This is a genomic window from Flavivirga jejuensis (assembly GCF_030540765.1).
Lineage (GTDB): Bacteria > Bacteroidota > Bacteroidia > Flavobacteriales > Flavobacteriaceae > Flavivirga > Flavivirga jejuensis.
Window position 1 is genome coordinate 1,098,930 of sequence record NZ_JAUOEL010000001.1, and the last position, 22,349, is coordinate 1,121,278.

A 22,349-nucleotide genomic window follows, 5' to 3' on the forward strand; every position below is an offset into this window, starting at 1 on the left:
AATAGAAATATGAAATTAATAAATAACATATTAGCAATTGCATTATCAGCATTTAGTCTTGTAGGGTGTGATAGTTTTTTGGAAGATGAAATTGAATTCACAAGTGAGGAAGAGGTAGTAACGTCTGAATCTAGGTCTAGAGGTATTATTAATGATATTTACACTGACTATTCGTTTGATGAATTTACAAGAGATTTTAATGCAGATTATTTAACAGATAATGCCGTTAGAAGATCAGGAGAGACAAATAATACGAACTTAAATTGGAGACCTACATCAAGTCATCCCTATGATAATATTTGGGCAAAATCATATGACAATATAAGACGTGTATATGAATACATTGATTTGGTACACGCTACTGGATTACCATATTTTCCATCTGAAGCGATGTCTGATGAAAGTGATAATATTGTTCGTAGATATTATGGAGAAGCTTTCTTTTTAAAAGCTTGGGCAGAATGGGAGTTATTAAAAATATATGGTGGGCCAGATGCAGATGGAAATATGTTAGGTTTTCCTATTGTAAATGGTATTCTGGAAGATGAAGACTATAATTCATTAAGTAGAAATACCTACGATGAATGTGTGGATCAAATCTTAGAGGATTTACAAGTTGCCATAGATAATTTACCTCTTGATTATACCTCTACAGATATTGGTTTTAGTAGTACAGAAACAGGAAGAGCAAGTGGTTTAGCTGCTTATGCCTTAAAAGCAAAAGTAGCATTGTTTGCTGCAAGTCCAGCTTTTAATCCAGACAACGATATCACTAAATGGGAGTTAGCTGCAGAATATGCACATGATATGATTGAGATCAATGGTGGTTTAAAAACATTACAAGCTATTAATAATAGTAGAGAAAATAACCCAGATCATCTTTGGAGATTACGTGACTTTAGAACTGATAATTCTTTAGAAAAATCGTTATATCCTCCAACTTTGTATGGTCAAGGCAATATAAATCCATCACAGAATTTAGTCGATGTATTTCCAGATTCAAGAGGGTATCCTATTTCAGATGCAGCTAGTTCTTTTGATGCATTAACACCATACGCATCTAGAGATATTAGGTTTTATAAATCAATCTTTTATAATGCAGATCAGTGTTATAATCAGGAAACATGTGATAATTACGGTTCTTTAGAAATTTTCACAGGAGGTGAAGATAACTTTGGTGGATTTATAGGAGATATTGGTACAAGAACAGGGTATTATTTGAAGAAGTTCTTAAATGATTTAGATTTTGACCCATCTGCAACAGATAATCCATTAACTACTAATTTTAGAGTTTATGTTCAATTAGGACTTACAGAAGTATATCTAGGCTATGCTGAGGCCGTTATTGAAGCTTATGGACAGGCTGAAACAGCTCCAGCGGGGTTAAATTATTCTGCCAGAGATGCTTTAGCAAGAGTTAGATTAAGAGCAGGTTTATTTTCAGACCCATATTTAACATCTATTCAAAGTGATGTGAATTTATTTAAAGAATTATTAAAAAATGAAAGACGTATCGAATTGTGTTTTACAGGAGAAAGATTTCATGATTTAAGAAGATGGAAAGAAATAAATAATATCGAAAATATAAAAGGTACTAAAATAACTAAAGAAGAAGATGGTTCTTTTACTTATGAAGAAATTGATGTAGAAGAAAGAGCCTATGAAGAGAAAAACTATTATTTACCTTTACCTTACTCAGAATTGTTATTGAACACTAATTTGAAACAAAACCAAGGATGGTAAAAAAATTAAACCTAAAAATTATGAAAAATAATAAATTAAGATCTATATCCAAATTATTAATGTTGGCTATAGTTGCATTGAGCGCTGTTTCATGCTATGACGATTTTGTTGAAAATGAGTTTGACTATACTTCAGTTTATTTACCACAACCAACAATTGACCGTACTTTTATAATGGGAGAAGGCATGCAAATTGGTGTTGGTGTTGTATTGGGAGGAAGATTAAGTAATACAGAAAATGTAGAAGTTACTTTTTCATTAGATGATGCTATTGTAACCGATGCAGGTCGTTCCATATTACCATCAGATTATTATGAGCTTGTAGATAATAACGGTAACCCAGCAAATAATAAAATAGTTATTCCTGCAGGAAAAACTCAAGGGTTTGTTTATGTAAAAGCAGATTCTATTAATTTTCTTGCAGATCCAGTTTCTTTAGGAAACAATTATGCATTAGGGTTTCAATTAGATAATGTTGTTAAGGCAGATTCTATTTTGTCAGATTTAAGCTCATCAATGATTACGTTTTCTTATATCAATCAATTATATGGTAATTATGTTCAAAAAGGACAAGTTGAAAAAACTGGAACCACAAACGGAACATTTGTTTACCCAGGTGGTATTACTGATATTTTAGAATTAACAATGGAATCTCCAAATACACTAGTATATAGTGGTATTGCTGACTTAAGAGGAGCTGATAAAAAATTGAATGTTATTGTTGCTGATGATAACACAATAACTATTGAAACTGCTACAGGTGGTGTTACTGTTGTAGATGATGGAGGTTCGTTTTACGATCCATTAACAAGAGAAGTTACTCTTAATTACTCTTTTGACTTTAATGGTGTTAGCTATAAGGCTACTGATATTTTAGAATTTAGAAATAGAGTTGTTGATGGTGTAAATCAATTTGATTTGTAGTATAATGTATTAGTATTTGTTTTAGTCTTAATTAAAAAAAGTCTCTCATCCTCTTATAAAGTTTTTTAGCTCTAACTTTTATGAGAGGCTTTTTTTATCTAATAATTAATGAAAACTTAATTATATATAGAATGTCATCTTCTGGTTTTAGTAGTCCAGTAACTTTTTAACCAAATTTAACGAACTTCAATTAAGTCACTTCCATGTAATTAATTTACTGAAGGTATGAAACTAACTAAAGACTTCTATGGTTCTGTTTTGAATTCTACTGACAAAGGTTGAGATAATTGGTTTCAAGGAATTCTTTTTCTCGTGTTTAGTTAGATTAAAAGAGGCTTTTACAAGAAATTCTTTTTTTACCCTTCCTCAAGTTTATGTGTTTATTATTAGCAACTTAAGTTCTTAATGACAGAAAATTGTGTCATAAAAATACAGTACAATCGCGTTTTAGCAACAAATAGGCACCTTAATTGAGAATTATAAAAGACCCAAAAAGGTTTTTTTTGTCTCATTAAATTGTGTATTAGCTGTTTATATGGTGAAATACTGAATAAATCAATACGTGTTTTTTGAGCATAAATAATTTGTTAATGAACACAAACTTAACCAAAACTAGAAAAAATGAAAAAAATTACCCAAAGAACAAGTCTTAAAATAATGCTTTTTATTTTAACACTAACCTACTGTACTATTACTGCTTTTAGCCAAACCATTTACACCAACGACATGGATTACGTGTTAGGGGATTGTAAACAAGCTTTTATTACGAATGCAATAAAAACAGAAGCACAGGCAGATAACCTATTAAAAGGTTTTATTGAGATGCAAGTAAATGGTATTCGTATCCCTCTTTTTGGGAGAGATGTTAATGGAGTTGATCTTAACCCCAATAAACCAATTTTTGACTATTTTTATTCACAAGTTGTAGCTCAAGGACTACCAATTTTTGCTAATCCAGCTCAAGGTGGTGGTGGTGCTCGAGTAGCGAATAATATGCTTAATGGAACTGCTCCTTCTGTTAACGGTGTACAGGCTGCTACCGATGAATTAGTAGCTCGAGTGTTAGAGTTTTCTGCTGAATACCCAGAATGTAAATGGTTGAATCCATTTAATGAAGATGGAAGGGCTACTAGTAGTACTTGGAGTATAAGTCAAATCAATGAAATATATCAAAGACTTTATAATAATGGTTTAAACGGAGCAGAATTAATAGGACCATGTACCTGGGGACTTCCTGCTGGTATTGATATGCTTCAAAATACAGATATAACAGATTATATTACTGTTGCAGCAACACATAATTTAGGTTTTAATCATGGGCAATGGCCTACCTTCATTGATTTAGCTAATACAGAAAACTTACCTGTTTGGGATTCTGAAGTTAACCATAATGATGCAAATGGTAATGGTACGCGTCTAGAAAAAGCAATAGAAAATGAAGTAGATGGTTTGGTTTTATACAATGTATGGAATACAATAAGTTTAACCGATGGTTCAATAACTAGAGCTGCACAGGATATGATGCTTTTATATTTAAAAGATTATACAATCCCTGTTTTTGTTAACCATGCCTTGACTGGTACAGCTAGCCAATCGGCATTAGGGTTTAATGGAGCTACTGCAGATAAAGCAAACGATGGTAATACTAGTGGTCTTTGGGCAAATGGATCTATATCAATTCCAGGACCTGTAACTAGTACAGATTATGCTTGGTGGGAGGTCGATCTTGGTTCAGAGAAAACTATAGGTGATATTAAAGTATATAATAGAACTAATAGTTGTTGTACAGAGAATTTAACCAATTTCACAATAATAGTATTAGACAACAGTAGAGATGAGGTTTATTCTAAAGAATATACCATTAAGCCTCAGCCTTCGGTTACAGCTGAAACAGGAGGTATAACAGGGAGATTTGTTAGAATTCAATCAAATATTGTTGGTACAAATATGAATATAGCCGAAGTAGAAGTTAAAGCTTTACCTCAATTATCAACAGAAGATAATGAGAATATAAAAGTAGCAACGTATCCTAATCCTGTTGTTGATAAGCTAATGGTAGTTACTCCAAATGCTGAGTTTAATCAGTATACTATATATAACATTAATGGACAGGAAATATTAAGTGATAAAATAAATAATGTACGTGAGATTGAGGTTAACGTAAGTAAATTTTCAAAAGGTATTTATTTATTAAAACTAAATGGCGATAAACATTCAAAAACTTATAAGATAGTTAAGGACTAAATTAAAATATAAAAGTAGTTATAGTGGGCAGCATCTTGTTTTTATAGATGTTGCCTTTTTTGTTTAGGAAAATTTCAAACAATTTTATTTAATCGAAAAGAAAAACTCGAGGCTTTGTTTCGACATTTCTATTGAAATTTATATCCCCATGACAACGAGATATTTATGAATTATTTTTCAGGTATTGTGCAACATTTAGAGGCCTCAAATGAGAATTATACTATCACCGAAGTTAATACTTTTGAAATAGATATAGATGGTAGATATCACGTCTATTATTATGTTAAAAATTAAAAAAATTTAAAGAGAATTAAACATATATCGGTTGTATTTGTCTTTAGTTAAAATTGATGAGCCTAAATAAATGAATATAAAAAAACTGATTCTACTACTGCTTATAAGTGCTCTATTTCAGTTGTCGAATTCGCAAGAAACCCCAGGTATAATAAATATAGACACAAAAAACGGACATGCTATTAAAATAGGCTCTAGCGGATTTAATGTTAGAATAGCAGATAAAAGTTGGAGCTATTTACATCCAGATTTCAGAAAAGCTGTACATCAATTAAAACCTGGTTGGCTTCGCTATTTTTCAGGGACTATGGGTGATGCTTTTAGTAGTGCTACTGGACAGTATGATATGGATTATGCCATGATGTTTGATCACTCAAAACAATACCTTAAAGGCTATCGGTTTACAGAAGTTAAAGGACCACACCGTATTATCGATTTATATGATTTACTAAGCGAAATAAATGGGAAGTTAATAGTAACTATTAACGGGTTTTCTGAAACACCCGAAATGACACTCGAATTAGCGAGATTTTGCAAGAACAATAATATTGAAGTAGCAACATGGCAATTTTGTAACGAACCTTATTTTTATGTGCCACATAGAGAACGTTATTGGTGGAATAATGGGTACGATTATGCCGTTAAAATGAAACCGCATGCAGATGCTATTAAAACCGTTTTTCCTGATGCATTTCTTACTTTAAATAGTACTTGGGATGGTATTTGGGGGTTCATGAAAGAAATTAATGATTATCAAAAAAAACATGGCGCTTATTGGAATGTGTTTTCTAAACACTCTTATGCACCACATGCAGGAAAAAAAGAGACTATAGATAATGCTTATAAAAGAGCAAATACAAAACTTATAGAGGCAACTTCTGCAGCAGCAATGCAAGAGATTGAAGATTATAATTGGAAGGATGTACCCATGGTTATCACCGAATTTGGAGTGTGGAACAGGCCTTTAAATGGAATATATTCTAGTATTTATAATATTGAATATGTGATGCGTCAATTGCAGCATACGAATACTTGGTATGTAGGTGCTCATGAAGTTAGTAGTAAGTATGCGCCAGAAAAAAATATCAATGAACAAATAGAGGCTGCTTATAAAAATGATGTTAAACTTAAAACCGATAGTATTTTAACAGGTATTGATAAAACACTAGAAGGAAAAGCTTATACCATTTATCATGATGTAACCAATCATTCAGATTTTATTTTCAACTCAAATGTTACAAATGGTTTTGTAGCATCTGGTATGAAAAATACAGTTGAAACGGGTTTCTTTACACAAGCATATCGAGGCATTAATGGCTACGATTATTTAGTATTTACTAATAGAACAGAACAGTCTAAAGATTTTAATATAAAAATAGACGGTGTTTCTTTGAATAAAGAAATTGAGGTAAATTATATAACAGCAGACTCACTAAAAGTTGAAAATACAGATATAAAGACAACAGCTTTTAATAACGGAAAAATTAATATTCCACCGTTTAGCGTATCGGTCGCTAAATGGACATCAAAGCTTGTAACCAAACCTGCTAATCCAACTATTTATAAAGGAGAAGTACTGCCCAAAAGTATTTATATTACTTGGGGAGCTATCGAAAATGTGGAAAATTATACCATTTATTATGGCGAAGATCCTAATAATTTAAAAGAACAAATTAAAGTAGAAGGGGCTCTGGTAAATTCAATCGAGATTAAAAACTTAAAAACCGATGCTACTTATTATTTTAAGATGCATGCTAAAAATAAGCAAGGTATAAGTGACTTTTCAAATCAAATTGTTCTAAAAAATAGTGTTCCAGAAACCCCAGAAATATTTAAAACGTCTAAAAGAAATACCACAGCCACTATTTTCTGGAAAAGCGTATCAAACTCATCTGGATATAAACTTAAATATATCAATACTAACACAAATAAAGAAACCTTAATAGAAGCGAATAATGTTTTTGGGTATAGAGTAGAAGGTTTAGAATATCATGTCCCTTATAAATTTTCGATAGCAGCCTATAATGGTTTAGGAGTTGGTGTGTTTTCGAAACCTGTAACACTTATTCTGTCAGAAAAAGTGCCGTTAAGTCCTAGAAATGTATCTGCAATTAGAGGTATAGATGGTAGCGTGTCTGTAAAATGGATCGCACAGGATTCCATACTTCCAGAAACCACTTATAATGTCTATAGAGGGAAAGAGCTTCATAACTATAAAAAAATAGCTAGTGGAATTAAAACGACTTCTTTTAAAGATACCTCTACTAAAAAAAATAGCGTTTATTTCTATACTGTAAAAGCAGAAACTGAAGCAGGTGAAAGTAACTTTTATCCAAATACGGCAACACTATTTGGTTCCGATGAAAAATACGCGATTAAAATAACAGATATTGAAAAACAAAAAGATGGATTTTTGTTAAAAGTGATGTTTAAAAATGTTTTATTAGATGGTGACTATTCATATGGTATTAAAATAGAAAATATCTCTTACCTAACAGTTGAAGAACAGTTAATACAAGGAAGAGGTATATCGCATAACATGAAAGTTTTTGAAGTGTTTATACCTAATTCTGAATTGGAAAAAAAATCAAAGTATACCATTAAAGCATTTATAAATACCAATGGAAAAAGTATTTTTAGTAAGTTGCCACATAAAAGTATTCAAACAGATTAAATTTATTATAAATGGATATTTTTTGTATTAGTAATTAATGGTACCAGTTAAAACGATATGTTTTATTGAGCTTACTTTACGAGAATAAAAATTTGAATGTTTCTCCTTTATAAATTAAAAAAAAAGACCATAGTAATGAATAGATTATTTTTTTTCACATTATTAATCTCGATAACTTCTTGTATAAACAATAAAGATGCTAAAAAAGAAAATATAGCTGTTAAAAGTAAAGTACCTAATATTGTATACATTCTGGCAGATGATATGGGTTATGGTGATTTATCATCTTTAAATCCAAAATCTGGTATCCAAACACCACACATGGATAAAATTGTAAAAGAAGGTATTCATTTTACAGATGCGCATACAAATTCTTCCGTGTGTACACCAACCAGATATGGCATTCTAACAGGGCGTTATGCATGGAGAAGCCGTTTAAAGAAAGGTGTTTTATATGGCTATGATGCGCCTTTAATTGAGGACGATAGACCAACTGTTGCTTCTTATCTTAAGAACAATGGTTATAAAACAGCATGTATAGGTAAATGGCATTTAGGTTTAGGACTTCAAGCAGACGATATAAATAAACCTATAGGTAATAGAGAAGGTGTTAATACAAATGTAGATTTTAGTAAAAAAATAAAAGGCCCTAATGCCTTGGGGTTTGATTATTCATATATTATTCCTGCGTCGTTAGATATGCCTCCCTATGTGTATATTGAAAACGGAAAAACCCTAGAATTACCTTCTGCATACACTAAAGGTAAAAATCAAAATAAAGATGGGCGGGGTATTATTTGGAGAGCAGGAGAAAAAGCACCAAATTTTGTGTTTGAAAACGTATTAGATAATATTACAAAAAAATCAGTGTCTTTTATCAGCAATCAAAAAGAGTCTAATGCACCGTTCTTTCTGTATTTTCCGTTAACAGCACCACATACACCATGGTTGCCAACTGGAGACGCTAACGGGAAATCTAAAGCAGGACGTTATGGCGATTTTGTTACTATGGTAGATGATGCTGTAGGCGCAGTTGTTGAAGCCCTAGAAAAAGCAGGTAAAATGGATAATACATTAATTATTGTGACTTCTGATAATGGTTCGCATTGGACTCCAAATGATAAACAAGACTATGCACATCGTGCTAATTACATTTACAAAGGTCAAAAAGCCGATATTTATGATGGTGGACACCGAGTTCCATATATAGCACAATGGACAGGTACTATACCTGCTGGACTTCAATCCAATCAAACTATGTGTACTACAGATTTGTTTGCTACTGTATCGGGGTTATTAAATAAATCAACTATTGACAATGGCGCAGAAGATAGTTATAATCTTTGGCCAGCATATATCTCGAATGTTAAGGAACCTATAAGAGAGGCTATTGTTCACCATTCTTTAAGAGGGATGTTTGCTATTAGAAAAGGAAAGTGGAAATACACATTAAATCTGGGGTCGGGTGGTTTTTCAAATCCTAAATCAATAAAACCAAAAGATGGAGAAGCATCTGGTACATTATACGATATGATAAGCGACCCAGAAGAAAAAAACAATCTTTATAACGAACATCCAGAAGTTGTAGCAGAATTAAACACGCTCTTAGAACAATATAAAAAAGAAGGACGTAGTAGAGATCTGTAAATGTTAGTTTTATTAATGATACTCAATTTTGGGAAGTCTGCAAGACGCATTCAAAATTGTAAGTTAAATTAACCCCACTTTCTGTTCTGAACTTGCTTCAGTATTTAGTGGGGATCAAGGTTTAATCGAAAAGAATTTCCCTGGGTTCTGTCAAGAACCTGCCTGTCGGCCAGACAGGAACGGGAATCTAAATACAGAATTTTGGTTTTTTAACCTTTTTAGGTCAAAACCAAAACCTTGTGGGCAACTTGATTGGGCACGAAACCAAAGAAACAGTCTATGGCTTGCCTCAGGTCAGCCTGCTAACAAAGGCAGAGATAGTCAGTTTTAAGACCTTTTTATTTTTAAAACTAAAGATTATTAAGTCATATTAAAATTTTTAATAAATGAAATTAAGTATATTTTTTAATCCATTTCAAAAAATAAACTACAATCTCATCCTATGTATTTTAATTATTGCAGTAAGTGCATGTGAAAAAAAGGACTCTAATTTTCCAGTAAATTCTCCAGATGGAAAAATATCAGTCGAAATAAATAATGAGAATGGCAGTATTACTTATGCACTCTTTAAGAATGGGGAAGCACTCATAAATACATCAAAAATTTCCATATTACCAGAAGTACATGCACAAATTAATAGTGCATCTTTAAATTCTAAAAATGAAATATGGCAACCCGTTTGGGGACAATTTAGTGAGATTAATAATCATTATAATGAGCTTGTTTTAGATGTAAAACTAGAAGAAGCAAATGCTAAACTTTATGTACGTGTATTTAATAAAGGTATTGGATTTAGATATAAAATAGAAGGGTATAAAGAAGGCACAGAAGCCAATTTTTATTGTGAATACAATTTAGATAGTACAGATGCATTGTATGCTCCAGCAGGGGAAAAAGAACCATTAGGACCTATGCTTATTAATGAGTTGGTTACAATTAAAAAACAGCCTAAATTAAGGATGCCTATCGTTGTTGAGAAATCTGAAAAATCACATTTATCACTATTAGAATCCGATTTATACACAGCTCCAGAATTTGGAGTCATAAAATTTAATTTCGATCAAGATAAAAAAAGGCTTGTATCTACAAACAAAAGGAAGCTTACTGGGAAAAAAATAACAACACCATGGCGTGTTATTTTAGTTGATGAAAACATCGGAGGTTTGGTCACCAATACAGTGCCTCTTAACTTGGCAACACCTTGTGAAATAGAAGCTGTTTCTTGGATTAAACCAGGTAAGACGCTTTGGGACTGGCGAGTACATGGCTATAAAACAGCCGATGGATTTACATACGGTATCAATACTGGGAGTTATATCAGGTTTATTGACTTTGCTGCAGAAAAAAACATCGAATATTTCTTAATTGATGCAAATTGGTTTACTAAAGTTATAAAAGGACACTTTGAGATAACTGATGCATTAGATCTTGAAAAAGTTTCTAATTACGCAAAAGAAAACGGTGTTAAACTTATACTTTATTATGACAGGCATAAAGGCGACTATGGTGATGAAGACTTGTTTTCTTACTTCAAATCATTAGGAATGAGTGGTATTAAATATGGATTTATGGGTAACAATGTGTCTTTTACTAGTAATGCCATACAGGAAAGTGCAAAAAATAATTTGTTGGTAGATTTTCATGATTCCCCAGTACCTTTTACAGGTATAGAACGCACATTTCCTAATGCAATAACCAGAGAATATTGTCATGCACAACAAGATTCTAGAAGAGCATTTACTCCAGAATCTTTTATAAAAATGGCACTAATTAATGCGATTCAAGGACCTCTGGATATGAATAATGGAAATTTTGATTTAATAGGTATTAATAGAGGCGATAGACAAAAAGGCCCCAAGAAACCAAATTCTTATTTTTCTACAGTTGTTTCAGAAACAGCAAGAACACTCATTATTTTTAGTGGACTCGTTTGTCTTCCCGATGCTCCAGAAGCGTACAATAAAAAATCAGATTTGTTCGAATTTATTCAAAAAATGCCTGTTGGGAAATGGGATGAGAGCATGGTGTTAAATAGTAAAATGGGCGCGTATATTTCTACAGCTAGAAGATATAAAGAAGAGTGGTTTATAGGTTCTGTTACCAATAAGGAAGGAAGAACATTAGATATAGATTTAGATTTTCTAAAAGAAGATAAAACTTATGTTGTAACCTATTATGAGGATACAGCAAAGACTCATGGGATGAAAAAACCAGAAGCGTATAAAACAAGAACAGGAAAAGTTAAAAAAGGAGATATCATAAAAGCAGTAATGGCTCCAGGCGGAGGACATTGTATGTGGATTAAGCCTGAATAAAATCAAGTATATGAAAAAAACAATATCAATAATTACAATATTATTTTTGTTATTATCTTGTAAACAAGACAATAACAAAGTAGAAACTTCGAAAAAGCCTAATATTTTATTTATTTTGGTTGATGATTTAGGATATGCAGATTTAAGTGTGATGGGAAGTAAATATTATGAAACACCAAATATCGATAAAATTGCAAATTCTGGAACTGTTTTTACAAATGGATATGCAGCTTGTACGGTTTGTAGCCCATCAAGAGCAAGTTTAATGACTGGGCAATATCCTGCAAGACATGGGATTACCCAATTTGAAGGAAAAAGAAATAGTGGTCAATCTTGGAAAGAACGCAAACGCTATACCAAATTATTACCGCCAGAATATAGACATCATTTAGACTCTGGTGCTGTAACATTGCCAGAAGCTTTTAAAGAAAACGGTTATGCTACTTTCTTTGCAGGCAAATGGCACTTAGGTAGTGCAGCACAAAGATCATTACCAACAGATCATGGGTTTGATGTTAATATAGGAGGAAACCATGCAGGAGGGCCAAATGGGGGGTATTTTTCTCCGTTTAAAAATCCAAACTTGCCAAATTTGCCAGAAGAAAAAGGACTGAATTTATCTATGAAATTGGCAAAAGAGACTAGTAAGTTTATAGAAAAAAATAAAGACAATCAGTTTTTTGCATACCTTTCTTTTTATGCTGTACATGGTGGTATACAAACAACTAAAGAAAAATGGACAAAGTACCGTAACAAAGCAGAAAAAATGGGAATCCATGAAAAAGGATTTGAAATGGAACGTGTTTTACCAGCAAGAAAATATCAAGACAATCCCGTATATGCAGGTTTAATTGAACATGTAGATGACGCTATTGGAACTGTAATGAAAACATTAAAAGATTTGAATTTAGATAAAAACACCATCGTTGTTTTTACTTCAGATAATGGAGGCGTTACGTCTGGAGATAACTTTTCTACCAATCAACTTAGTTTAAGAGGAGGAAAAGGATACCAATGGGAAGGAGGAACTAGAGTTCCATATTTTATTCATGTACCATGGGTAAAACAAAATGGAGCAAGTATTAATACCCCGGTGTCTGGTACAGATTTATATCCAACATTATTAGATTTATCAGGGTTACCACTTAAGCCAAAAGCACATATGGATGGTGTTAGTTTAAAACCACTTTTATTAGGAGAAAATATTGACGAAAGGCCGCTTTATTGGCATTATCCTCACTATGGAAATCAAGGAGGCGAACCAAGTTCAATTATTAGAAAAGGAAAATGGAAGCTTATTTATTATTGGGAAGATCTTCACGCCGAATTGTACAATTTAGAAACCGATTTAGGTGAACGTAATAACGTTGCAGAAACCAACCCTGAAACTGCTAAACAAATGGAGACACAACTTTTAAATTGGTTAGAATCCATGAATACGCATTACGCAGAAGTAGATCCTTTATGGGATAAAGCTGCTCGTAAAAAATGGTTGGAAAACCAAAAAAATAAGTCTTTACCAAATCAAGAAAAACATCGTAAAAAGATGCTTTCTCCAAATTGGCAACCTAATAAAGATTGGTGGGGAAGTGAAGTAAACAATCAGTCCAAAGAATAACATTTTATAATATCAAAAAGAACATGAAAAAAAATCATCTTATTTTACTATTGACTTTAGCAATAGGGTTTTCAAGTTTTTCTCAAAAGAAAATATGGAACGAAACTGAAAAAGAAAAAACCGAACGTATGGCTTGGTGGACAGAAGCTAGGTTTGGAATGTTTATTCACTGGGGCTTGTATGCACAACCTGCACGTCACGAATGGGTGAAAAAGCGTGAACGTATTTCAGATAAAGATTATCAAAAGTATTTTGATGTATTTAACCCAGATCTATTTAACCCTAGAGAATGGGCAAAAAAGGCAAAAGCAGCTGGGATGAAATACGCTGTTATTACCACAAAGCATCATGAAGGATTTAGTATGTTCAATTCTGATTATTCAGATTATAACATTACAAAGACACCTTATGGTAAAGATATTCTTAAAGAATGGGTAGAAGCTTTTCGTGCAGAAGGTCTGGGTATTGGGTTTTATTATTCGTTAATTGATTGGCATCATCCAGATTTTACCATCGATAGTAGACATTCTATAAAAGCAAATAATAAAGAAGAGTACGAGAAGTTGAACAAAAATCGCGATATGGCCGTATATCGAAAATACCTTAAAAATCAAGTGAAAGAATTGCTTTCTAATTATGGAAAAGTAGACCTATTATGGTTAGATTTTTCTTATCCAGGAGAGTTTGGAAAAGGTAGAGACGATTGGGGGTCTGTTGAATTGCTAAAAATGGTTCGTAAACTTCAGCCCAAAATTTTGGTTAACGACCGATTGGATTTAAAAGAGTATGCTGGTGGATGGGATTTCACAACTCCAGAACAATTTAAAGTAGAAAAATGGCCAGAAGTAGATGGAAAAAAAGTTCCTTGGGAAACATGTCAAACCTTTTCTGGTTCATGGGGATATTACCGAGATGAACACACCTGGAAAGACAACAAACAATTATTAACCCTATTAATTGAGTCTGTAAGTAAAGGAGGGAATGTTTTATTAAACGTGGGACCAACAGCAAGAGGAACATTTGATTATCGTGCCGATGAAGCCTTAGAAGGTATGGGGAATTGGATGAAATACAATTCTGGGTCCATTTATAGTTGCACACAAGCGCCAGATGAGTTTGTTACTCCAGATAATTCATTGTTAACCTATAACCCCAAAACAAATCGTTTGTACGTGCATTTATTGGATTACCCAATTCAGAATTTTTTAATGAAAGGGATGAAAGGGAAAATAAAATATGCACAATTTTTACACGATGCCTCAGAAATAAAAACAGGTAAAACTCATGGTGCCTGGGGTAAGGAAAAAATGAAAAAAGAAGATGTAAACTTAAAATTACCTGTTAACAAACCAAATGTTGAGATCCCTGTAATTGAAATATTTTTAAACGATTAAGAAACTGTTTAAGTTTAGTTTTTTGGAATTAACTTGAGTGAATTACGTTCTCAGTCAAGGCAAAATAAAAGAGAATAGCGTTGCTATTTAAAGACATTTTGCTGTAGAATGAGGGCTTAAGAAAACAAAATAAACTAAAGGATAAAATTTAAACAGTTTCAAAGTATAATTGCTAGATTTTCTTAGAACTTAAACCTATCAAGGTTCTCTCGCTTAAATAGACATAATTCACCCAAATTATAGTCAAAATGACCCTGCTTTTTGAGATAACATTAATTAGTTTTATGTTTTGTTTTTTTTAGAAAAAAATATTTGATAAAGTAATATTTCGGAAATGGATTATTTCTACAAAATATTGAGGCGCTGCTATGATTATTTATGAAGATATTTTTAGAAGCTACCTAAATAAAAAATATGTATTTAAAAAAAGATTGATGATAATAACTTAATATGAAATATATCTAGCTTTTGAAATTAACACAAAGAATCATTATTGAAAATACCAGAATGAAGAATAAAATGAAATCACAAAAAATATTATTATTAATACTCATACTTGGGTGTTTATCTTGTAATAACAGAACTAAGAAAACAAAAACGGAAGATGTTAATGATAAACAAGTAACAAAAATTACTACTGGTAAAATGAAATTTGAGTATATAGGGCGCGCTGCTGAAAATGAAGGTATGCATGTCTGGGGATCATCACCTATACAAGATAAGGATGGAAAAACACATTTATATGCTGCTCAATGGTCTACTAAAACGCAACCTGAAAATTTTAGTGGTTGGTTTAAAGATTGTGAAATTGGACATTATGTAAGTGATAGCCCAGAAGGTCCTTTTAAGTATGTAGGCGTAGCTGTTCAAGATAAAGATGGTATGTTCAATTCGCCGCACAATCCAACCATTAGTAATATAGACGGGCAATATCAACTTTGTTTTATTGTAAATGAAAACAACAATTTAAAAACACAGCGTATTGTTATGTATGTGGCAGATGATCTTAATGATAACTGGAGACCAGCTAAAGGAGCAGAAGCTGATGGTACGATCTTACGACAAACAAAAGATTCAACAGTTTGGAATTATACAGCAAGATTGGGGGTTTCAAATCCCTCATTAATAAAGTACAAGGGTAAATATCTTTTATATCATAAATCTGTGGTAAGAAAAGAACCAAAAGGATATGTTTATTCCTATGGTGTTGTAGTTGCCGATGCTGTTGAAGGACCATATGTGCATAAGCCTACAAGAGTAACCGAAGAAAAAATGCCACTTGAAGATGCTTACGCATTTACAATGAAGGATTCAGTATATCTAATGAGTCGAGATTTTAGAGGATCTTTAGGAAATAGAGGAGGAGGTTTGTTATGGAAGTCTGGAAATGGTTTTTCTTTTCCTACTGATAAAACAGAACGTTCTTATGAAGATTTGCTTCATTATGTTGGGGAAGCGCATTTAAAAGATGCTGTTTCATATAGAGGAAAAAAAGATGGTCATTTAGAACGAGCACAATTGCTTTTTAAAGATGGTATACCTATTTACTTATATCTAGCTACAGGCGTTCAGGTTAAACCTGGATATGGCAGTAGTTCGCATGTATTTAAGATTAGTTTCGAGTGATTTGAAAATATGCAACGGGTTTAGGAAAACATTGATTGATACACATTCTTAACCTAAACTATTTATGAAAAGAAGAAAACAAGAAAGAAAATAAACAGATTTTTTCAATGAAGAGACACTTACTATTCGGCTTAATATTACTGTTGTCAGTAAAGTGTGCGCGTGTTGATAAAAGTCAAGATGAGGAAAAACCTGAACAAAATGTAGAAATAATTACAATTGATACATCAATAAGAACAGGGCAGGTTTCCAAAAATCCAGCTGGTGTTGTTTCTTGTTGGTTATTAGATTCAGATATTGAACGTCCCAGAAAAACCTCTTTTACCAGTGCTATGAAAGAGATGGGAGTAAAATACATGCGCTTTCCTTACGGTCATTTGGCTGATAATTATTTGTGGGATGCAGATGATGATTGGGGAAATACACTTACACCTAAAATTGCTACCTTTTCGCAAGCCCCAGCCACATGGGATTGGGCGGTAAATCAATCAAGTGGTGAATTTATAAAGGATATGGATTTTGACGAATACATTTCTATTTGTAATAATGTAGAGGCAGAACCGATGGTGGTGGTAAATATTCTTTCATACAAATACAATAATGGCCCTACCTACGAACAATTGAAAGAAACGGCAGTAGAATGGGTTCGATATGCTAACATAACCAAAGGTTATAATGTAAAACGTTGGGCTTTAGGAAACGAAGTCGATCATCATTCCAATTTAATTTCGCAAGAGGAATACAAAGCTGTTTATACCGATTTTGCGACAGCAATGAAAAAGGTTGACCCTGATATTTGGATCGGACCTGGGTTACTTGGTAACTGGCATGCAGCAATGCTAGCACATGATCCTGATAATATCGACTTTATCTGTGTTCATAATTATTTATATAAATATGATTGGCGAAACCTAGGTTACGAAGGATGGAAAAATACAAGTGATATTTTAGTGAGTAATGTGGAGACATGCCAAAAGGCTGTAAATAACTCATCCATTCCCAATATAGAAATTCATGTTACTGAAATGAACTCACGCCCCTGGAAAGACAATTCAGATAGCGATGATTTATTTCGAGCATTGGCCTATGGCGAAATGGTGTTAAATGCATGCAACTTTGAAGATGTAAGAGCCACCTATGTTTGGAACACTCATGGACCGTGGGATGGTCCAGAAAAGAATGCCTCTTATAATATTCTCGACCTTGATAATAATCGCGAACCACGAGGAGACATCATTAAAATAATTAACGAAAATCTCTTAGATTATTTTGTACAGGTTCCCCGTGTAAAAGGTTTTATACGAACGTATGCCTGCGTAGATGAATTAAATGAGCATTTGAATGTTTTTCTAATTAATAAAAATGATACAGCAGAAACTGTAAATATTGAAACTTCAGAGTTTAAATTACAATCAAATTATACAATAAAAACTTTCTCAGGAAAAGGTCCAGAGGATAAATCACCAGTATGTTCAGAAATAGCGTATAATGAGATAAATGATGAAATTCTGAAGGTCGAATTAGCACCTTTATCATTAAATGTAATCTATATGAAACTGAAATAGCAATTAATAATAATATGAAACTGATGAAATACCCCTATGGTTTGCCTAGGGGCTAGTCGGTTTTAAGAATTTTTTATTTTATGATAGAAATACCGCAAGTAACCCCTATAGCAAGAAGAACAGAACCATTCAAAATTTTATAAGAATTGATGGTTACGAAGGAAAACCTAAAAAGAATTTAAGTACGCTTTGAGAAGAAAACGGTATAAAAGGAATTTGTTATACCTCCAATGGATAACGCAAAATGAATATTTTGAATTATATAATCAAAAGTAGTCACATCAAATTTATAGTAACGAAATGACATCAAAAAAAATAGTAGTCACATTTTTAATACTAGTATCTACGATTCTTAATCTTAGAGCCCAAAATATAACTCCTGATGAAAAAATAGTATACAAAAAGATAAATGGAGATAGTTTATATCTTCATGTTTTTAAACCACAATTATCTAAAAAACCAACTTCTGTTATTGTATTCTTTTTTGGTGGAGGCTGGGTATCTGGTACTCCAAAACAATTTTATCAACAAAGTGAATATTTCGCATCTAGGGGTATGTTAGCAATATCTGCAGAATATAGAGTGAAGAATAAACATGGTGCGTCTCCTTTTGATTGCGTTGAAGATGCCAAATCTGCTATTCGTTGGATTCGTGAACATGCTAAAGAATTACATATTGATCCTACCAAAATTGTTGCAAGTGGAGGTTCTGCGGGAGGTCATATTGCAATATCTACGGCATTAATAAAAGGTTTTGAAAACCCTAACGAAAATGTATCTGTTAGTTCTGTTCCTAATGCTGTAGTTGCATACAACCCCGTTTTAGACACGACTGAAGAGGGGTATGGCTATAAAAAAGTTATTGGTCGTGAAACAGAAATATCGCCATGTCACCAGGTAAAAAAAGAGATGCCTCCTATGTTGATATTTCATGGGAAAAAAGATAAAATAGTGCCTTTTGAAAACGCAAAACGTTTTACCGATCTCATGAAAGAAGCAGGAAATGAATGCGAATTAGTCGCAATTGATAATGTTGGACATGGGTTTTTTAATGGCGATTTTTTTAGAAAAGGATCTGGAAATAAATACTACAACCTAACTGCATACCAAACGGATGTGTTTTTAGAAACAATGTGTTACCTTAAAAAGAAACCAACGCTTTCTCAAAATATAAAACATGTATCCTGTGTTGGAGATAGTAATACTGAAGCTAAATATCCTAAGTTTTTACAAGAAAAAATTGGTGCAAAATATCAAGTGAAAAATTTCGGAAAAGGAGGCGCAACATTACTTGATGGAACAATGCAACCATATTTTAAATCAGGCAAATACAAAAACTCATTAAAATTCACTCCAGATATTGTTTTAATAATGTTTGGAACAAACGATGCAAATGTTAAGTGGTGTTTAGATAAAACAAGAAAAACTGAATTTGCAGGAACCCCTCAAGAAGAATTTAAAAGTCAATATATTAAATTGATAAATACTTATAAGCGCAAGAATGAAAAAGCACAGATATATATATTAACGCCGCTACCTATTTACGAGCATAAAAAAAGTAGAGACCCAAAAATAAAACAACGTATTGAGCAATTAAACCAATGGGTAATCCCTGTAATTAGAGAGATTGCAGAGGAAGAAAATATCAAACTTATAGACGTAAATAAATTAATGCAAAAAGGATTTAAATATACGATTGATGGTGTACACCTTGATCAAGAAGGCTATAAAGTTTTAGCGAATAAGATAGCTAAAGAAATAATATAGTATACTTTTTATTTAAAATTTAAATGATTTTTTTAAGAAAATCAATTTTTTAAATATTCATAAAATGAAATTAAAATTAAGAATATCAATAATAATTAAAAACAATAAAAGAATAGATATGTCAAGAAATTGGAATTTTTCAAAAACGAAAGGAATAATGAAGTTTATAGTTTCCTTTTTTTTATTGGGTTCCTTTATTAGTTGTCAGCAAACTAATGAAGATTTAACAGAAACACCTTTAAAAATATGGTTTAAACAACCCACAGCAAAATGGAATCAAGGACTTCCTATAGGAAACGGTAGTTTAGGAGCCATGATTTACGGAAAACCTAATAAAGAAATTATTTGCTTAAATGAAGAAACCATTTGGACAGGTGGTAAAGATTATAATCGAGATAAGAAAGATGCAGGAAAATATATTGATACCATACAGAAATTACTGTTTGCAGAGGCTTATATGGATGCCGAAGCATTGGTTCAGGATAAAATTCTGACTAATCGTTTGTCAAAAGGCAAAAACACATATCAAATGTTAGGTAATTTATTTGTAGAGTCAGAAGGGTTAGATTCCATTGTAAATTACACACGTGAATTAGATATAAACAAATCGGTTGCAACAACTAAATTTGAAAATGAAGGAGTTACTTATACACGAAACTATTTTTCTAGTTTTCCAGATAAAGCAATGGTGTATAAATACACTGCCAACAAAGAAGGAAAAATAAATATTGCTTCATGGGTAAAACGCAATGAGCAGACTAAAATATCAGTTACTGAAGATCGGATTGAGTTTTCTGAGCATGTCGGGAATGGCCATGGAGTTAAATTTCATGCAATTGTTCATTTTGAAACCAAAGGAGGTACATCGAAAGTTGAGAATGGTAAATTGGTTATTAGCCATGCAGATGAAGTCCTAATTAAAGTGGTAGCTTCTAGTAATTATCGTGGTCTAGATCCTGAAAACGATACTAAAAATACATTAAACAGAATAGCAGAAGTGTCTTATAAAGATCTTCTTAATAAACATGTCTCTGATTACCAATCTTTATTCAACAGACTTTCTTTTAAAATATCTGACAGTACTGGAGATGAGTTTCCAACAGATGTACGCTTAAAAAAAGTAAAAAAAGGAGCCACAGATAATTATTTAACACAGCTACAATATCACTTTGGACGCTATTTATTAATTAGTAGTTCAAGACCAGGAAACTTACCTGCTAATTTACAAGGCATTTGGGCGAATGGATTTACACCGCCTTGGAATTCAGACTATCATATCAACATCAATGTTCAAATGAATTATTGGATGGCAGAAATGACAAATTTAACAGAATGCCATGAACCTTTCTTGGATTATATAGACAACTTACGTGAAATGGGGCGTCTTACAGCACAAAGAACATATAACGCTAGAGGTTTTGTAGCACATCACACGAGTGATGCTTGGTATACTACCGCTGCTTTTGGAAAAGCAAGGTATGGTATGTGGCCTATGGGGGCTGCTTGGTGTTGCCAGCATTTGTTTACGCATTATGAATACACTGAAGATAAAGAATACCTAAAAAACAAAGCTTATCCTATTATGAAAGAAGCGGCATTGTTTTTTGTTGATTTTATGGTTAAAGACCCAAAAACTGGACTTTTAGTTACAGGACCATCTGTGTCTCCAGAAAATAATTTTTTAACTAAAGATGGTAAAAAAGGGACGTTAAATATGGGGCCTACTATGGATCGTGAAATTGTTTTTGAATTGTTTAACAATTGCATAAAAGCAGCAGATATTCTAAATATTGATAGAGATTTTAGTGCTATTCTAAAACGTAAGATAAAACAAATGCCTCCTCTTAAAATTGGTAGCGATGGTAGGTTGTTAGAATGGGTAGAGGAATTAGAAGAAGCCGAGCCAGGACACAGACATATTTCACATTTATATGCCTTACATCCATCAAATCAAATTTCAAAATCAAAAACCCCAGAACTTTTTGAAGCTGCTAAAAAAACAATAGCAGGACGCTTGTCTAAAGGTGGTGGACATACAGGTTGGAGCCGTGCTTGGATTATTAATTTTTATGCGCGTTTGTTAGAGGGAGATAAAGCATATGAAAACATTTTAGCCTTGCAAAGAAAATCAACATTACCAAACCTTTTAGATGTGCATCCACCTTTTCAGATTGATGGTAATTTTGGTGTCGTATCTGGAATTACAGAAATGTTACTACAAAGCCACAATGATGAGGTTCACATATTACCTGCATTACCATCGGCATGGGTATCAGGAAGTATACAAGGTATTGTTGCAAAAAAAGGATTTGAGATAGATATGAAGTGGGAGGAAAACAAGTTAAAAACTTTAGTTGTTATATCTAAGTTAGGTAATACACTAAACCTTCGTTATAATAATGAAGTAAAAAAAATAGAGACTAAAAAAGGAGACGTTTTAGAGTTTAATTATTAAAAAAACTCTGCTATAAAGAAGTATTTAATCTAAAAATTCTCCGACTCTTGGGTCGGGGTTTCTAATTAACCTCTTCTTTGGAGA

General features: G+C 32.5%; 13 protein-coding genes. All 13 read left to right on the forward strand.

The window, feature by feature from the left end; genetic code table 11:
• Window positions 1–9 precede the first annotated feature (9 nt).
• Window positions 10–1,743, forward strand: coding sequence for a RagB/SusD family nutrient uptake outer membrane protein (locus Q4Q40_RS04675; RefSeq protein WP_303300562.1), 1,734 nt, complete (start codon window positions 10–12; stop codon window positions 1,741–1,743).
• A 20-nt stretch (window positions 1,744–1,763) separates the two neighbouring features.
• The gene (locus Q4Q40_RS04680) at window positions 1,764–2,666 is read left to right on the forward strand and encodes a BT_3987 domain-containing protein (protein WP_303300563.1); all 903 of its coding nucleotides are present in this window, start codon (window positions 1,764–1,766) and stop codon (window positions 2,664–2,666) included.
• 621 nt (window positions 2,667–3,287) lie between these two features.
• Entirely contained in the window at window positions 3,288–4,910 is a 1,623-nt protein-coding gene (locus Q4Q40_RS04685) for a T9SS type A sorting domain-containing protein (protein WP_303300564.1), read from the forward strand.
• Between the two features lie 165 nt (window positions 4,911–5,075).
• Complete coding sequence (locus tag Q4Q40_RS04690) at window positions 5,076–5,204, forward strand: hypothetical protein (protein ID WP_303300565.1); 129 nt, start codon at window positions 5,076–5,078, stop codon at window positions 5,202–5,204.
• 70 nt (window positions 5,205–5,274) lie between these two features.
• Window positions 5,275–7,878 carry a fibronectin type III domain-containing protein gene (locus tag Q4Q40_RS04695; RefSeq protein ID WP_303300566.1) on the forward strand — a complete coding sequence of 868 codons (2,604 nt, stop codon included), beginning with the start codon at window positions 5,275–5,277 and terminating at the stop codon, window positions 7,876–7,878.
• Window positions 7,879–8,013: 135 nt separating this feature from the next.
• The gene (locus Q4Q40_RS04700; RefSeq protein WP_303300568.1) at window positions 8,014–9,525 is read left to right on the forward strand and encodes a sulfatase family protein; all 1,512 of its coding nucleotides are present in this window, start codon (window positions 8,014–8,016) and stop codon (window positions 9,523–9,525) included.
• A 386-nt stretch (window positions 9,526–9,911) separates the two neighbouring features.
• Window positions 9,912–11,840, forward strand: a complete 1,929-nt coding sequence (locus tag Q4Q40_RS04705; protein ID WP_303300570.1) for a glycoside hydrolase family 97 protein — start codon at window positions 9,912–9,914, stop codon at window positions 11,838–11,840.
• Window positions 11,841–11,850: 10 nt separating this feature from the next.
• On the forward strand, window positions 11,851–13,458 hold the full coding sequence (locus Q4Q40_RS04710) for a sulfatase (protein WP_303300571.1): 1,608 nt from the start codon (window positions 11,851–11,853) through the stop codon (window positions 13,456–13,458).
• Window positions 13,459–13,481: 23 nt separating this feature from the next.
• Window positions 13,482–14,852 carry an alpha-L-fucosidase gene (locus tag Q4Q40_RS04715; RefSeq protein WP_303300572.1) on the forward strand — a complete coding sequence of 457 codons (1,371 nt, stop codon included), beginning with the start codon at window positions 13,482–13,484 and terminating at the stop codon, window positions 14,850–14,852.
• A 519-nt stretch (window positions 14,853–15,371) separates the two neighbouring features.
• On the forward strand, window positions 15,372–16,478 hold the full coding sequence (locus Q4Q40_RS04720; protein ID WP_303300573.1) for a glycoside hydrolase family protein: 1,107 nt from the start codon (window positions 15,372–15,374) through the stop codon (window positions 16,476–16,478).
• Between the two features lie 107 nt (window positions 16,479–16,585).
• Complete coding sequence (locus Q4Q40_RS04725; protein WP_303300574.1) at window positions 16,586–18,043, forward strand: alpha-L-arabinofuranosidase family protein; 1,458 nt, start codon at window positions 16,586–16,588, stop codon at window positions 18,041–18,043.
• 300 nt (window positions 18,044–18,343) lie between these two features.
• Window positions 18,344–19,810 carry a GDSL-type esterase/lipase family protein gene (locus Q4Q40_RS04730; protein WP_303300575.1) on the forward strand — a complete coding sequence of 489 codons (1,467 nt, stop codon included), beginning with the start codon at window positions 18,344–18,346 and terminating at the stop codon, window positions 19,808–19,810.
• A gap of 64 nt (window positions 19,811–19,874) precedes the next feature.
• Window positions 19,875–22,265 carry a glycoside hydrolase family 95 protein gene (locus Q4Q40_RS04735; protein ID WP_303300576.1) on the forward strand — a complete coding sequence of 797 codons (2,391 nt, stop codon included), beginning with the start codon at window positions 19,875–19,877 and terminating at the stop codon, window positions 22,263–22,265.
• The last annotated feature ends 84 nt before the right edge of the window (window positions 22,266–22,349 follow it).